This window comes from Chryseobacterium tongliaonense (genome assembly GCF_041224435.1).
Lineage (GTDB): Bacteria > Bacteroidota > Bacteroidia > Flavobacteriales > Weeksellaceae > Chryseobacterium > Chryseobacterium tongliaoense.
Genome location: NZ_JBGFFD010000003.1, coordinates 265,165 through 278,796 on the forward strand (window position 1 = coordinate 265,165; position 13,632 = coordinate 278,796).

At 37.4% G+C, this 13,632-nt stretch carries 13 protein-coding genes and 1 pseudogene; 5 read left to right on the forward strand and 9 right to left on the reverse strand.

The window, feature by feature from the left end; genetic code table 11:
* Positions 1 to 11: 11 nt before the first annotated feature.
* Positions 12 to 1,313, reverse strand: coding sequence for a hypothetical protein (locus AB8P06_RS08715; RefSeq protein ID WP_369840546.1), 1,302 nt, complete (start codon positions 1,311 to 1,313; stop codon positions 12 to 14).
* A gap of 136 nt (positions 1,314 to 1,449) precedes the next feature.
* On the opposite strand from AB8P06_RS08715, the gene AB8P06_RS08720 reads away from it, so the two are divergent.
* Entirely contained in the window at positions 1,450 to 1,830 is a 381-nt protein-coding gene (locus tag AB8P06_RS08720) for a helix-turn-helix domain-containing protein (RefSeq protein WP_369840547.1), read from the forward strand.
* A gap of 374 nt (positions 1,831 to 2,204) precedes the next feature.
* Here the strand turns inward: AB8P06_RS08720 and AB8P06_RS08725 are convergent, their stop codons facing one another.
* The 6 genes from AB8P06_RS08725 to AB8P06_RS08750 form a co-directional block, all read right to left on the reverse strand.
* Positions 2,205 to 3,788 carry a flotillin family protein gene (locus AB8P06_RS08725; RefSeq protein ID WP_369840549.1) on the reverse strand — a complete coding sequence of 528 codons (1,584 nt, stop codon included), beginning with the start codon at positions 3,786 to 3,788 and terminating at the stop codon, positions 2,205 to 2,207.
* A gap of 26 nt (positions 3,789 to 3,814) precedes the next feature.
* Positions 3,815 to 4,384 (reverse strand): serine protease, encoded by a 570-nt coding sequence (locus AB8P06_RS08730; protein ID WP_369840551.1) that lies wholly within the window; start codon positions 4,382 to 4,384, stop codon positions 3,815 to 3,817.
* A gap of 108 nt (positions 4,385 to 4,492) precedes the next feature.
* Positions 4,493 to 4,639: a helix-turn-helix domain-containing protein gene (locus AB8P06_RS08735; protein WP_369840553.1), complete on the reverse strand. Its 147-nt coding sequence runs from the start codon at positions 4,637 to 4,639 to the stop codon at positions 4,493 to 4,495.
* A complete protein-coding gene (locus tag AB8P06_RS08740; RefSeq protein WP_369840555.1) occupies positions 4,609 to 5,106 on the reverse strand; it encodes a response regulator in 498 nt (165 codons plus the stop codon). Before AB8P06_RS08740 ends, AB8P06_RS08735 begins: the two co-directional genes overlap by 31 nt.
* Positions 5,107 to 5,472: 366 nt before the next feature.
* Positions 5,473 to 5,721: a NifU family protein gene (locus AB8P06_RS08745; RefSeq protein ID WP_007840996.1), complete on the reverse strand. Its 249-nt coding sequence runs from the start codon at positions 5,719 to 5,721 to the stop codon at positions 5,473 to 5,475.
* Positions 5,722 to 5,769: 48 nt separating this feature from the next.
* A complete protein-coding gene (locus AB8P06_RS08750; protein ID WP_369840558.1) occupies positions 5,770 to 6,879 on the reverse strand; it encodes an Mrp/NBP35 family ATP-binding protein in 1,110 nt (369 codons plus the stop codon).
* 154 nt (positions 6,880 to 7,033) lie between these two features.
* Between AB8P06_RS08750 and AB8P06_RS08755 the strand changes: the two genes are divergently transcribed.
* Both AB8P06_RS08755 and AB8P06_RS08760 read left to right on the forward strand, forming a co-directional pair.
* Entirely contained in the window at positions 7,034 to 7,489 is a 456-nt protein-coding gene (locus AB8P06_RS08755; RefSeq protein ID WP_369840560.1) for a hypothetical protein, read from the forward strand.
* Positions 7,490 to 7,521: 32 nt separating this feature from the next.
* A complete protein-coding gene (locus AB8P06_RS08760) occupies positions 7,522 to 10,326 on the forward strand; it encodes a GH92 family glycosyl hydrolase (protein ID WP_369840562.1) in 2,805 nt (934 codons plus the stop codon).
* Positions 10,327 to 10,443: 117 nt separating this feature from the next.
* Here the strand turns inward: AB8P06_RS08760 and AB8P06_RS08765 are convergent.
* Positions 10,444 to 11,176 (reverse strand): annotated as a pseudogene (locus AB8P06_RS08765) (phytanoyl-CoA dioxygenase family protein).
* An 11-nt stretch (positions 11,177 to 11,187) separates the two neighbouring features.
* Positions 11,188 to 12,438: a dicarboxylate/amino acid:cation symporter gene (locus AB8P06_RS08770; RefSeq protein WP_369840565.1), complete on the reverse strand. Its 1,251-nt coding sequence runs from the start codon at positions 12,436 to 12,438 to the stop codon at positions 11,188 to 11,190.
* A 225-nt stretch (positions 12,439 to 12,663) separates the two neighbouring features.
* Here AB8P06_RS08770 and AB8P06_RS08775 point away from each other — a divergent pair, with 225 nt between their 5' ends.
* Together AB8P06_RS08775 and AB8P06_RS08780 are read left to right on the forward strand one after the other, a co-directional pair.
* Positions 12,664 to 13,155 (forward strand): BON domain-containing protein, encoded by a 492-nt coding sequence (locus AB8P06_RS08775; RefSeq protein ID WP_369840567.1) that lies wholly within the window; start codon positions 12,664 to 12,666, stop codon positions 13,153 to 13,155.
* Between the two features lie 6 nt (positions 13,156 to 13,161).
* The gene (locus AB8P06_RS08780) at positions 13,162 to 13,581 is read left to right on the forward strand and encodes an SH3 domain-containing protein (protein WP_369840569.1); all 420 of its coding nucleotides are present in this window, start codon (positions 13,162 to 13,164) and stop codon (positions 13,579 to 13,581) included.
* Positions 13,582 to 13,632: the final 51 nt, after the last annotated feature.

The window sequence follows — 13,632 nt, forward strand, 5'->3', positions numbered from 1 at the left end:
TATTTTTTAAATTATTGTGGGCAGTCATTTGAACTGACATTATTATTTGCTGGGTTTAATACTTTTCTCTGTACAGTGCCATTATCTTTTATTTTGTACAAGTCAACACCTTGAACATTCATTTTATATTTCAAAAAGTTAAGAAATAACTTTTCAAAAGACCAAGAATCATGTAATACTTTATAATCTATGTAATCATCATTCCATTTAGTTGAATCAAACCCTGTTTTAATATCTGCTGCTGTTCCAGTAAATTTAATAGTATAATTTCCATAGCTTGAAACCATCGTACCGTAAAGATCACTATAATTTCCATCCGCCGCAAATTCTGCCATTGTCATTAATGTATTTACATCTGCAGGAGAAAACATTCTAATTGGTTGTCTTATTTCAGGTTCATTATTTTCATTAAAAGTAGTTAAATAATCATTTAAATGAGTATGGATGTACCCCTTTGTATTTACTGATACCGGTATGGTTAGCCCGTCAGATCCCTCAGTGGAGGCAGCCTGTTGAAGTTCTGTAAATCCTCCGCTTTTACTTTCTGAATATCCTTTTTCTTTTTTTTGGCTCAAAACAGAATACTTATCTAGCTTCTCAATTTTATCCATATAGCCAATATTGGTAATTTGCTCTTTCAATATGGCACAGGGTGTTTTTGGGAGTAATGTTGAATCTATATCTCCGCCACCGCTGCCAAACGGTGGATAATCATAGCCTCCGCCATCACCCCCAGTATCAGGATTTTCAAAGGTATCTATCGTTATATCATAGCACTGTGTATATGAGGTACTGCCCCAGTGCCCGCTTGCATTCGGATCACTTTCATTATCAGGATACCAGATAGAAACCGTTCTGGTTACACAAATTATTTTTGAGGCATCATTACTTAATGAAGTTGGAAGTGTTTTTTTAGGTGTATCTATCAAAAACTTTCTAAAAAATGATAATTTCTCTTTAGCAGTAGTGTATTTAAAATAAATCTTCTTTCCAAATCTTGGCACTTCCAAGACCTCAGAGACTTCTCCATTCTGTTTAATTGGGACCAAAAGATAACTTTCATCGAATTTATCCATGGTCATAGCATAATCCCAAAGCGGTGTCCCGTGTCCTTTTCGTATTTTATCTTCATTTTTTTCATAGATCTCCTTTACATTAATAATATAAACCTCATCTTCTTTCCAGAGGCTTTTAGACTGGTATTCCTTAGAAGAAGGATCAGAGGTTGAATACATTTCATCATGTACACAGGAGCACAACGAAATACTTACAGCTACAAATAAGAATAGCCTGAGAATAATTCTTTTTCTCATAATCATTTGTGTTTTTTAAGTTGCTAAATATATAATTTTTTTTCAAATCACATCGAAGTGATTTTTTACAAAACTAAATTAATTTTTCTTTCAATATCATCGATATTTTGTTATTTTTGAACAAAATATCGATATTATGAGTATAGGAACTAGAGTAAAAAGATTCAGAGAAGCTAAAGGTCTTTCCCAAGACGATTTAGCATTACGTATTGATGTAGCACAAAGTACTATTTCAAGTATTGAGTCAGACAAAAATGTTCCTAACTCATTATTACTAAGTAAAATTGCAAAGGAACTAGAGGTAGATATTAATGAATTATTAAATGAAGGAATTCAAGTAAATATCTCGAATAATCAATTCAGCGATTTATCAAGTGCAGGAACAATTAACCAATACAATCCAGTATTCAATATGCAATCTCCCGAAATAGCACAAAGCATATTGAAGAATCAGGAGCAAATTGCAAAACTGATTGAAATACAAAGTAAGCTGATTGAAAGTTTATTAAAGAAATAAACCAGCAGGTGATTTCCCCAATGAGACTAAATAAGAAGTAGAATACACATACTATAAGGCCCTGAACAAATGTTCAGGGCTTTATATTGCTTTTATGGGGTTCTGAAATACTCCGTCGGGATTCCGAACTCATCCAATGAGGTTTTTTACATATCTGTTGGGGTTATACAACCTGAAATTTGAGGTTGAGAACCTCTCAAATGGGGTTAAAGACCTTAAAAAATCGCTTCAAGAACCCCAAAATATGAGTTCAAAACCTCATCCGATATATCTGAGACCTCAAATTATCATTAAATGAACTTATTGCATATAACAAGACTGTATCTGAATTATAAATTAAATAAAAAAGACAGGCTAAAAACCTGTCTCCTATTTTATTCTTTAGGTGCATCATCTTTGGGTGCTTCATTCCCGGAAGACATATCATCAAAATTCTTTTTGTCTTTTTTCTCTACGATTTTCACAATCTCTTTCTGAACTTCATCGGGCCTGCCCTTCAGATAATCCGGCAGATTGAGACCCGCCATATTGAACAGATCGTTTAAAGGCGGTACCGTTTTCATCATCCCCGAAACGAAATTAGCTGTAGAGCTGTTTCCATCCTGCCCGTTTCCACTGTCCCAAACCGTCACTTTATCTATTTTAATATTCTTAACGGCTTCTACCTGGGTTTTAACCAACTCAGGAAGCTTCTCAATCAACAGTAATTGGAATGCACTCTGGGTATCACCGCCCGCAGCTTGTACTACTTTATCATAACCTTCCGCCTGCTTGGTTAGGATTTCGTAAAGACCTTTGGCTTCGGCTTCCATTTTGGCGAAAATAGCGTCTGCTTCCCCTTTGGCCTGTAGCCTTATTTTCTCGGCTTCTGCCTGTGCATCAATGATGGCTTTTTGTTTTGCAATTTCTGCATGCACTACAATATTGGCTTGTTGGGTAGATCGCTCTCTTTCAGCTCTTGCCGTTTCTGCTTTCTGCTCGGCAAGATAAGCTTCTTCCAATGATCTTGCCGCCTGGACTTTTTCAGCTGCTGTGGCAATTCTTAGAGCTTCGGCTTCTTTTTCTCTTCTTTCCGCATCAGAATTGGCAATGGTAATTTTGGCTTCGTTTTCCCCTTTTACTGCAATTGAATTGGCTAGTGATGTGGCAATCCTGGATTCTTTTTCAGCTTCAGCCTTACCGATCGATTCATCTTTCATCGCCGCTGCAATACTGATCTCCTTATCTTTTTGGGTGATCGCAATTTTAACGTCGCGGTCTCTCTGTGTTTCAGCAATCTGGGTATCTTTTTCCCTGTCGGCAATGGCTTTACCGGTTTCCCCGATCTTAGTCTGTTCCGCAACGCTGATAATGGCTTCGTTGATCGCTTTAGCAGCAGCTTCTTTACCCAAAGCTTCAATATATCCTGACTCGTCCCTGATATCGGTAACGTTAACGTTGATAAGCTTTAAGCCTATCTTTTTTAATTCCGTATCTACGTTTTTAGAAATATTATCCAGGAATTTATCCCGGTCTGAATTGATCTCTTCAATCGTCATCGTTGCAATCACCAGACGAAGCTGTCCGAAAAGGATATCTTTGGAAAGCTCCTGAATCTGCTCCTGGGATAATCCCAATAATCTTTCTGCAGCATTTCCCATAGAATCCGGTTCTGTGGAAATGGCAATGGTGAACCGGCAGGGTACATCCACACGGATATTTTGCCTGGATAAAGCATTGGTAAGATTGGCTTCAATAGAAATCGGCTTCAGATCCAGATAAGCATAATCCTGAATGACCGGCCATACAAAAGCCCCGCCACCGTGAATACATTTTGCAGAGCTTCCGCCTGTTTTACCGTAAATGACTAGAATTTTATCCGAAGGACATCTTTTATACCTTGAAATAAGGGCTAAAAACGTTACGAATAATACAAATACTATGACCAGTATAAGAATAAGAGTTCCTGGAATTTCCATAAATAGTTTATAAAATGGTTGATAATTTAAATTTTTGCAACAACAAGTACTTTGTCGTAGATATAGATCACTCTCACCGAATGGCTTGAAGGGATGCTTTCTTCAGATTCCGTCATGGCCTGAAGCTCATGGTGGGCTCCGTTTACAGAGATTAAAATTTTTCCTTTTCCGCTCATATTGGCAGGAATGGTAAGATACACTTCACCCGTTTTACCGATGAGGTTTTCTATTTTAAACGTATTGTCTTCCGTAAGCTTTAAGATCTGAAAAATCAGGATGAAAAATAAAATAACAAAGCCCATCCCGATCAATACGGATATAAAAATCAGAAGCGGCTTGCTTCCTATAGAATTATAAAATGCCACACCACTCCATCCGAATCCTAAAAGGAAATTAATAAGGTTTCTGAAAGAGAATAACTGAAATGGGGCATCAGTATGGGTAAGGTTTCCGTCAAAATCTGCATGAAGCCCGCTGGTATGGTCACTACCAATGAAGGTAAGAACTGTCTGAACCAAAAAAATCAAACTGGCAGTCAGGGCAACATACCAAAAGCCCTGATGAAGAGAATCTAAATTTTGGAGAAATTCAAACATAAGTGCGTGTTTTCTCAAATATAGTCAAAAAAAGTGAAATTTTAAAGCTAAAACAGTAAAAAAAAGACAGGCTGAAAAACCTGTCTTTAGCACTTATTCATTTAAAAATTAATGCAGGTCATCATAGATACGAACCAAATCAACTACATTTTTGACATTCAGTTTTTCAAATATCTTCTTTTTATAAGTGCTGATTGTAGACATTCTGATGTCCAGAATATTAGCTATTTCAATATTTCCGTTTCCCTGGGCCAACAGTTTAAATATCTGAAACTCCCTTTAGAAAGGTGCTCCACTGTATTGTTATCTCTTGAATGGGTAATGAGCCGGCTTACCATTTTTGACGGATAATAATACCCTTCTTCCAACATGGCATTCATTCCTTTCAGGATTTCCGATTCCGAGGCTCTTTTATTAAGGTATCCTTCAGCTCCTTCTTCTATATACTGAATTCCTACATTTTCATCATAATTGGAAAATATCATGATCTTAAGATCCCTGTGCTCCTTTTTAAGCTCTTTTACCATCGCCTTATAAATACTGTCGGCCATATCAATATCAAGGATCAGCAGGTCGTAGTTTTCTTTAGAGACTTTTTCCCGGGTTTCAGCATAGTTTTCAGCAAAATCAATGCTGCACGGATGATTAATTTTTGATTCTAACAATAATGCGGTACCGATTCTCACAACATATCGATCATCTGCAATGAGTACTTTTTTCATAGTTTTGTTTTAGTTTTTTTAATGATAACTCTCACAGGGACCTTTCAGGATACGCTTCAGGGAAAGTAATATGCTTTTCAATTTTTTGCACAAAAGCAATGCAACATGTAGACCGATAACGTATTTTTTGAGAAGAAATTTCCCTACTACACAGGTTTTTAAGAAGATTTCTATTAAAAATAAACTTGGAAGAAAAATTTATTATCTGTAAAACAACATTTTTATGGATGACATTGAAAACAATTCCTATTCCATGCATAATTTAATACAGTTAATCGGATAAAACAGAGATAAAAAATTTAATTTGTTTTGATAAAAAAAGACAGGTTAAAAACCTGTCTCTAAAAAATATATGCTTATTATTTTTTATTCTACGCTGATTACTTTTTCAATTTCCGGAGCGTGCTGTTTGATTGTATTTTCAACGCCCAGCTTCAGGGTTGAAAAATTCAATGAACATCCGGAACAATTTCCCAACAGTTTTACATAAACCGAGTTATCTTTCACATCAATAAGCTCAATATCACCGCCGTCTTTATTGAGGAACGGACGGATACTTTCAAGAGCTTCCATTACTTTTGTTACGGTATCTTCGTGTGTTATATTTGTTTCCATATTTTCTTCAGTTCAATTGGTTTTAAAAAAAATCAACTTGAATTTTATTTATTTTTTAGCTTTCGGAGAGCAGCCTGCCATCGTTGTGATCTTCACAGCTTCTGTCGGCGGAAGAAATTTATTTCTTTCCACAAGGCTTTCCACCATATTACGAGCAGTTTCCGTATAGATCTCTGCAATTTTAGAATTTTCCTGTAAAGCAGCAGGTCTTCCGACATCTCCCGCCTCTCTGATACTCTGGATCAACGGAATCTCTCCCAGTACCGGAATTTTCAGATCATCCGCTAAATATTGGGCTCCCTGGTTTCCAAAGATATAATATTTATTGTCAGGTAATTCTTCCGGCGTAAAATACGCCATATTTTCGATTAATCCAAGAACCGGAATATTAATACTTTCCATCTGGAACATGGCAATCCCTTTTCTTACGTCTGCCAGTGCCACATGCTGAGGCGTGCTTACAATTACCGCTCCCGTAACAGGAACTTCCTGAATGATCGATAAATGAATATCCCCTGTTCCCGGAGGCAAGTCGATTAATAAAAAGTCAAGCTCTCCCCAGGCAGCATCTCTGATCATCTGGTTTAATGCTTTTGAAGCCATCGGGCCTCTCCAGACTACAGCCTGATTAGCTCCTGAAAAATAACCTATGGAAAGCATTTTTACTCCATAATTTTCAATAGGTTTCATCAGGTTTTTACCATTAATTTCTACAGAAATCGGTTTTTGCCCTTCCGTATCAAACATGGTAGGAACAGACGGCCCGTAGATATCTGCGTCCAATAAGCCTACTTTAAAGCCCATTTTAGCAAGGGTAACCGCCATATTGGCAGCAACCGTAGATTTACCTACCCCTCCTTTTCCGGAAGCAATAGCTATAATATTCTGAATCCCGGGAATTTGTTTCCCTTTGATCTGACTCTGCTGAATCTCACTCGGTTCCGGAGAAACGATTTTAATTTTTAAATGAACATCTTCTCCGAATTCACTGGCAAAAGCCTGTTTCATGGCAGCTTCTAACTTTTTTTTCTCGTGCATCGCCGGTGAATGGGCAGTCATGTCAATATACACATCATCCCCCATGATCTGAAGGTTATTCACCAAATCGTCTACTTCTATCTCTTTAAGGAAATCTTGAACCTTTTCTTTCGTCAACATACTTTACTATAAATTGTTTACAAATTTACGGATTTTTTCTATAATTTAGAATGAATAAAATCTATAACACAAGGTGATAAATCAGATTATTAAAAATTGCGAGTCTGCCCGTTGTATCCCATTTTAAAATTCTCCAATCAAAAAACAGATTAATATGAGTTCTACTTCTTATCCGTCTAAATTTGCAGTTCCCCGGGATGTTTTCACCGTAGGAAAAACCACATTCAAATGGTATAATCTTGCTAAGGATCCTGAAAATATATCTTCCGGGGATATCAGCAACGCCAGAGCATGTATAGAAAATTCAGCAGAAAATTTTCAGGATAAAGAAGATTCAGGCTTTGTAATTCTTCACCGTTGTAATGAAAATTATCTGTTACTGGTCTGCACATGGCGAAATGAAAACGAATTGTGGGAAAGTGTTTACTATGACGGCTCCGGAAAATTTGAAATATGGGACAGAAAAGGCATTCATATTCCTACTTATTGTGTCTGGGAAATGGGCATTGTATATCATGAATCCAGAGCATGGAAAAAATTCCTGGGAACGGAAAGGCAGGAAGACAGTAAGCAGCAGTATCTGAAGGATTTTTTTGAAGGCGAAGTATAAATAATCTTATCTTTAGGCATCATTAATCTACTATGAAAAAAGCCAGATATTTATTATTTACCCTTATTTTATCCGTTTTTTTTAACGCTCAGAATTTTTCTCAATATGTAAATCCTTTTATCGGCACCGGCGGGCACGGGCATACATTTCCGGGAGCTATTGTTCCTTTCGGAATGGTACAGCTTTCGCCCGACACCAGGGTTGACGGAAGCTGGGATGGCTGCAGCGGCTATCATTATTCTGATTCTGTGATCTACGGATTTTCACATACCCATCTCAATGGTACCGGTGTTTCGGATTACGGCGATATTATGCTGATGCCCACGATGGGAAATCCAAACCTGAATAACAAAGAATATTCTTCAAAATTTTCGCATAAAAATGAAAGGGCTACAGCAGGGTTTTACGCTGTAAAGCTTGACAAAAGCAATATCAATGTCCGCCTAACCACAACGAAAAGAGTCGGATATCATGAATACACCTTCAACAATGCAGGAAATGCCAATATCATTTTAGACCTGAACCACAGGGATAAACTGCTGGAAGGGGAAGTAAAGGTAATTGACAGTAAAACAATTGAAGTCTTCCGGAGAAGTGAGGCATGGGCAACCAATCAATACATTTATGCCAGAATCGAGTTTTCAAAACCCATGAAAATTTCGAAAAAAGAAGTAAATGGAAGACAGGAAGACCAACTCTTCACAGGAACAAAATTAGCATTAGCTTTTTCCACGACCGTAAAAAAAGGTGAAAAAATCAATGTAAAAGTTGCTATTTCTCCGACCGGTTATGAAGGAGCTGAAAAAAATATGCTAGCAGAAGGCCAATCCAACGATTTTGAATCCATCAAAAAACTGGCAGAAAACGACTGGAATAAAGAGCTTTCAAAAATTGAAGTAAAATCTGATGACAAAAATAAACTGACAGTTTTCTATACTGCTCTGTATCATGTTTTCACACAGCCCAATATCAATATGGATGTTGACGGAAAATACAGAGGCCGGGACAATAAATTCTACACGGCAACAAATTTTGATTATTATTCTGTGTTTTCGCTTTGGGATACTTTCAGAGCGGCACATCCTCTGATGACCTTAATCGACAGAAAAAGAACTTCAGATTTCGTCAATACATTTATCAAACAATATGAGCAGGGCGGTAAACTTCCTGTCTGGGAGCTGGCTTCCAATGAAACTGAATGTATGATCGGTTATCACGCAGTTTCAGTGATTGCAGATGCAATGGCAAAAGGAATCACAGGATTTGATTACGAAAAAGCTTTTGAAGCGTCCAAAAATTCTGCAATGCTGGATATTTTCGGTTTAAATGCTTATAAGCACAATAATTATATCAGTATAGATGATGAGCATGAAAGTGTTTCTAAAACAGTGGAATATGCTTATGACGACTGGTGTATCGCTCAGATGGCTAAAATTTTGGGCAAAAAAGAAGATTATCAGTATTTCATGAAACGTTCGCAAAGCTGGAAGAATCTTTATAATCCTAAAAACGGCTTCATGCAGCCAAGAAAAAACGGGAACTGGTATGAACCTTTTGATCCCAGAGAGGTCAACAACAATTATACGGAAGGAAATTCATGGCATTATTCCTACTCGGTTCAGCAGGATATTCCGGGACTGATCGCCGCTCATGGAGGAAAAGAAAAGTTTGAACAGTTCATCGATGCTATTTTCTCTGCAGCTGATAAAACTACAGGAAGAGAGCAGGCAGATATTACAGGTTTAATGGGCCAGTATGCGCAGGGAAATGAGCCGAGCCATCATATTGCTTACCTGTATAATTTTGTGGATAAGCCTCAAAAGACAGAAGAAAAAATCAAATATATTCTGGATAATTTCTATAAAAACGCTCCGGACGGACTGATCGGAAATGAAGACTGCGGTCAGATGAGTGCTTGGTATGTTTTAAGCTCGATGGGAATTTATTCCGTAACTCCCGGAAAACCCGAATGGGAAACGGTAACGCCTTATTTTGATGAAATTAAACTTCATCTGGAAGACGGAACAACAAAAGTTATCACCAAAAATACAAGCAAGACAGAGCTCAGAAAATTAGGTTTTGAAAATGTAAAGCCTGCAAAAGATTTTAAATATGATGAATTAATCGCTACACCGGTCATTGCTGCAGACCGGCTTTTTGAGTTCTCTACAAAAGTTGAAATCACTCCATTGAATCCGGATGATAAAATTTATTACATGACGATGGATGAGGGTGATGCCAATGTGAGAAAGACATTCAAAACGTATAAGGAACCCTTTACGATTAATAAAACAACACAGGTTTCTGCCTACGCTGAAAGAAACGGTAAGAAAAGTTCAATCGGAACTGCCAACTTCAACAGAAGACCGAATCATTGGGATATTACAGTTAAGTCAGTTGTAAATCCGCAATATACAGCCGGCGGAAAATTGGCTCTTATTGATGGAATCAAAGGGGACACTAACTGGAGGAAAGGCGAATGGCAGGGCTATCAGGGACAGGATTTTGAGGCTGTTATTGATTTTAAATCACCTCAAAGCTTTCATGAAGTAGATGTCACTTTTTTACAGGATTCCAAAAGCTGGATCTTATTACCTAAAAAAATAGAACTCTATGGTTCCAATAATAATAACGATTATTATTTGCTAGACACTTCGGAAACTTCTGTAGATCCTAAGAACGAATCTGTTCACACACAGATATTTTTCCTCAAAACCTTACCCACAGAAGCAAAATATATTAAAATAAAAGCCTATAACTATGGTAAACTTCCTGAATGGCACCAGGGAGCAGGCGGAGACGCCTATATCTTTATTGATGAAATTTCCGTGAAGTAATTTTTTAAACTGACATAAAATAAAACCCCTCCGAAATTTTCGGAGGGGTTTTATTTTATGTTGAATCTTGCCGCTGTCATACTGAGCAAAGACGAAGAACTTGTTTATAACTGCAGATTATGATAGTAACGAATTAAGTCTCTCAGACCATTTGAGCTCTTCCGGAAGTTCCCGGTCGGAAAATTCTATATGGATGACTCTTCTTTTCTTGCCGTTTGTGGTTCTGTTTGAACCGTGAAGGGTTAAAGGCTTCATGATCATAATTCCACCCTTTTTTACATTGCAGAGCTCTTCAGTTTCAATTGTCCAATCGATGGTTTCCGGCCTGTAAATTCCTGGAATGCGATTTCGGAACTACTTTTAGAGCTCCGTTATTTTCATCGGTATCATCAAGGTGAATCCTGATTGTGTAAATATTTTCAAGAATATGCAAAGGCGGCTGTACTGCAAACTAATTCTGTTTGGTAGTCCAGGGACCGAAACCTTGCAGATTAATTTTTTTATCGACAGAAATAGTCAGATCCTGATGATAGGCAACATACCAATTGGAATTTTCCGGCTTATCAAAATAGATGCTTTTTACCACAAAATACCTTTCTCCAAAAACTCCGTTGATCAACTTTTTAATATTGTCATTAAAAAGAATATCTGTAATCTCCGGAATTTCTTTCAAAAACTGTCTGATGGCAAACAGATCTTCAGATTTTCTGAAATTTTCTTTTGAGGTATCTATATTCTGAATGATATCTGTTATCTTTTCAATTTCTTCTTTTGAAAAAACAGTATTAATTACGGTAAACCCGTTTTCAAGAATGTTATTTTTATGAACCTGTAAGTTTCGTTCTTCCATAAAAATCTCTTCTACATTTTACCACCATGATTTTCCAGCTGCCCTTCCCATTTAGAAACCGCAGACGTAGCCAGGGCATTTCCCAGAACATTCGTCATACTTCTTCCCATATCACAGAAATGGTCAATCGGTAAAATAAGGGCAATCCCTTCCGGCGGAATTCCGAACATTGAACAGGTTGCAACAATGATCACCAGAGAAGCTCTCGGTACTCCTGCAATCCCTTTTGAGGTAAGCATTAAAACCAGAAGCATCGTGATCTGCTGTCCTACAGTCATTTCAATACCGTAAATCTGAGCGATGAAAATCGATGCAAACGTCATATACATCATACTTCCGTCAAGATTGAACGAATATCCTAAAGGTAAAATAAAAGATACTACTCTGCTGTTACACCCGAATCTTTCCAATTCTTCTACCAGCTTAGGGAAAACAGCTTCCGAGCTTGTGGTAGAGAATGCAATCAGCAAAGGCTCTTTAATTCTTCTCAACAATTCGAAAAGACGGTTTCCGAGAATCAGGTAACCTACCAACAGTAAAACCAGCCAGAGAATTCCCAGTGCAAAGAAGAAATCTCTCAGGTAGATTGCATATACTTTGAAAATTTCAAAACCATTCGTAGCCACTACTGCCGCAATAGCTCCCAGAACACCCAGTGGAGCAAACCACATGATATAACCTACCATTTTAAGGATCGCATGAGCAATGATGTCAAATAATTTGATAACAGGCTGTGCATACGCTTCTCCTAAATTTGCCAGGGCAATTCCGAACATGATAGAAAAAACTACAATCTGCAGCACTTCATTGGTGGCGAAAGCTTCGAATATACTTTTAGGGATTACGTGTTTCACAAAGTCTTCAAGGGAAAAACCTTTACTGCTTTTTAACAGCTCTTCCGCAGAAGCAGCATCCTGAATCGGTAATTTGGTAACATGTCCCGGCTCAAGCCAGTTTACTAACATTAAACCGATGAACAGAGACATCAGGGAAGCTGAAATGAACCACAGCATAGCTTTTGTACCTACTCTTCCAATCATTTTAATATCACTCATTTTGGCAATACCTACCACCAAAGTAGTAAAAACCAATGGAGCGATGATCATCTGCACCAGCCTGATAAAAACGGTTCCCAGCAGTTTTATATTTTTAGAAAAAGGCTCTGCACTTTCCGGATACTGCACATGAACAAATCCTCCGATTCCCACACCCAGGATAAGCGCGATTACAATTGCTATAAATAGTTTATTCTGTCCTTTCATATATAAATAGTTCAAGTGGCACAAATATAACAGTTTTTAAATTGGACTGTAAAATTTATTCAATGCCTTTACCACAGGGCTTAATTTCAGATACATTAAAATTAACTCCCTGAATTTAAAAACTATGCAAAAAAATTAAGAAAGATTTAGTTAATTTTTAACCCTTTGGTATAAATTTTATTATTACATTTGAGTGTATCATTACATTAAAATAAATATACAACTATGAAAAAAACAATCGCAATGGCTGCCCTAGCTCTGGCAGTATCGTTCGGATCTATTTCTTGTAAAAAGAAAGTTTCTGATGCTGACCTTCAGACTCAAGCAACAACTATCGTAACTTCTAACCCTAATGCTTTTGTTGAAGTAAAAGACGGCGTTGCTCACCTAAGCGGGACTTTCCCTGATCAGGCTTCTAAAGATGCCATGATTGCTAAATTAAAAGCAGTAAACGGAGTAAAAGAAGTAATGGATATGGCTACTGTGGCTCCTGTTGCTGCAACACCTGCACCGGTTGAAACACAATCAGCTGTAGATCCTGCAGTTCAGAAAAAAGTTCAGGATGCTGTTAAAGATTTCCCTTCAGTAAAAGTAGAAGTAGTAAACGGTGAATTAACGCTTACAGGAAGTGTTTCAAAAGAACAGGCAAGAAAAGTCAAGGAATCTGTAGATGCCTTGAAAGTAGGAAAAGTAAATTATAACTATACTGTAAAATAATTTAAAATGAGTACATTACAAGATAAATATTCAGGGGTAATTTCAGCAGCTCAGACTGCAGGAATTTCAAATCTTCAGGTTCAGGAACAGGATGGAATCCTTTATGTTTCAGGAGATGCTTCCAACACTGCTGCTAAAGATGCAGTATGGAATGCTTTAGGAACTATTGATTCTACTTATTCTGCTTCAGACATTAACATCAATGTACAGGTTGCCGGTCTTTCTGCCGGTGCTGCACTTACTGTAGCTACGGAAGATTCTAACCTGAACATCAGACAGGAGCCTTCTACTGAAGCTGCTGTTGTAGGAAAAGCTGCAAAAGGTTCTTCCGTAACTTTAATCGAACAAACTTCTGATGACTGGTGGAAAGTAAAAACTACTGACGGACAGGAAGGCTATGCTTATTCAAGATATTTGAAAGCTTAATAAATTTCTCTATACGTAGAAATATTTAATATAGAAACATCCCAAAATTGG

Excerpts from the sequence above, each read along its gene's own strand:
- AB8P06_RS08715 (WP_369840546.1), bottom strand. The coding sequence starts at position 1,313 with ATGAGAAAAAGAATTATTCTCAGGCTATTCTTATTTGTAGCTGTAAGT.
- AB8P06_RS08720 (WP_369840547.1), top strand. The coding sequence starts at position 1,450 with ATGAGTATAGGAACTAGAGTAAAAAGATTCAGAGAAGCTAAAGGTCTT.
- AB8P06_RS08725 (WP_369840549.1), bottom strand. The coding sequence starts at position 3,788 with ATGGAAATTCCAGGAACTCTTATTCTTATACTGGTCATAGTATTTGTA.
- AB8P06_RS08730 (WP_369840551.1), bottom strand. The coding sequence starts at position 4,384 with ATGTTTGAATTTCTCCAAAATTTAGATTCTCTTCATCAGGGCTTTTGG.
- AB8P06_RS08740 (WP_369840555.1), bottom strand. The coding sequence starts at position 5,106 with ATGAAAAAAGTACTCATTGCAGATGATCGATATGTTGTGAGAATCGGT.
- AB8P06_RS08745 (WP_007840996.1), bottom strand. The coding sequence starts at position 5,721 with ATGGAAACAAATATAACACACGAAGATACCGTAACAAAAGTAATGGAA.
- AB8P06_RS08750 (WP_369840558.1), bottom strand. The coding sequence starts at position 6,879 with ATGTTGACGAAAGAAAAGGTTCAAGATTTCCTTAAAGAGATAGAAGTA.
- AB8P06_RS08755 (WP_369840560.1), top strand. The coding sequence starts at position 7,034 with ATGAGTTCTACTTCTTATCCGTCTAAATTTGCAGTTCCCCGGGATGTT.
- AB8P06_RS08760 (WP_369840562.1), top strand. The coding sequence starts at position 7,522 with ATGAAAAAAGCCAGATATTTATTATTTACCCTTATTTTATCCGTTTTT.
- AB8P06_RS08770 (WP_369840565.1), bottom strand. The coding sequence starts at position 12,438 with ATGAAAGGACAGAATAAACTATTTATAGCAATTGTAATCGCGCTTATC.
- AB8P06_RS08775 (WP_369840567.1), top strand. The coding sequence starts at position 12,664 with ATGAAAAAAACAATCGCAATGGCTGCCCTAGCTCTGGCAGTATCGTTC.
- AB8P06_RS08780 (WP_369840569.1), top strand. The coding sequence starts at position 13,162 with ATGAGTACATTACAAGATAAATATTCAGGGGTAATTTCAGCAGCTCAG.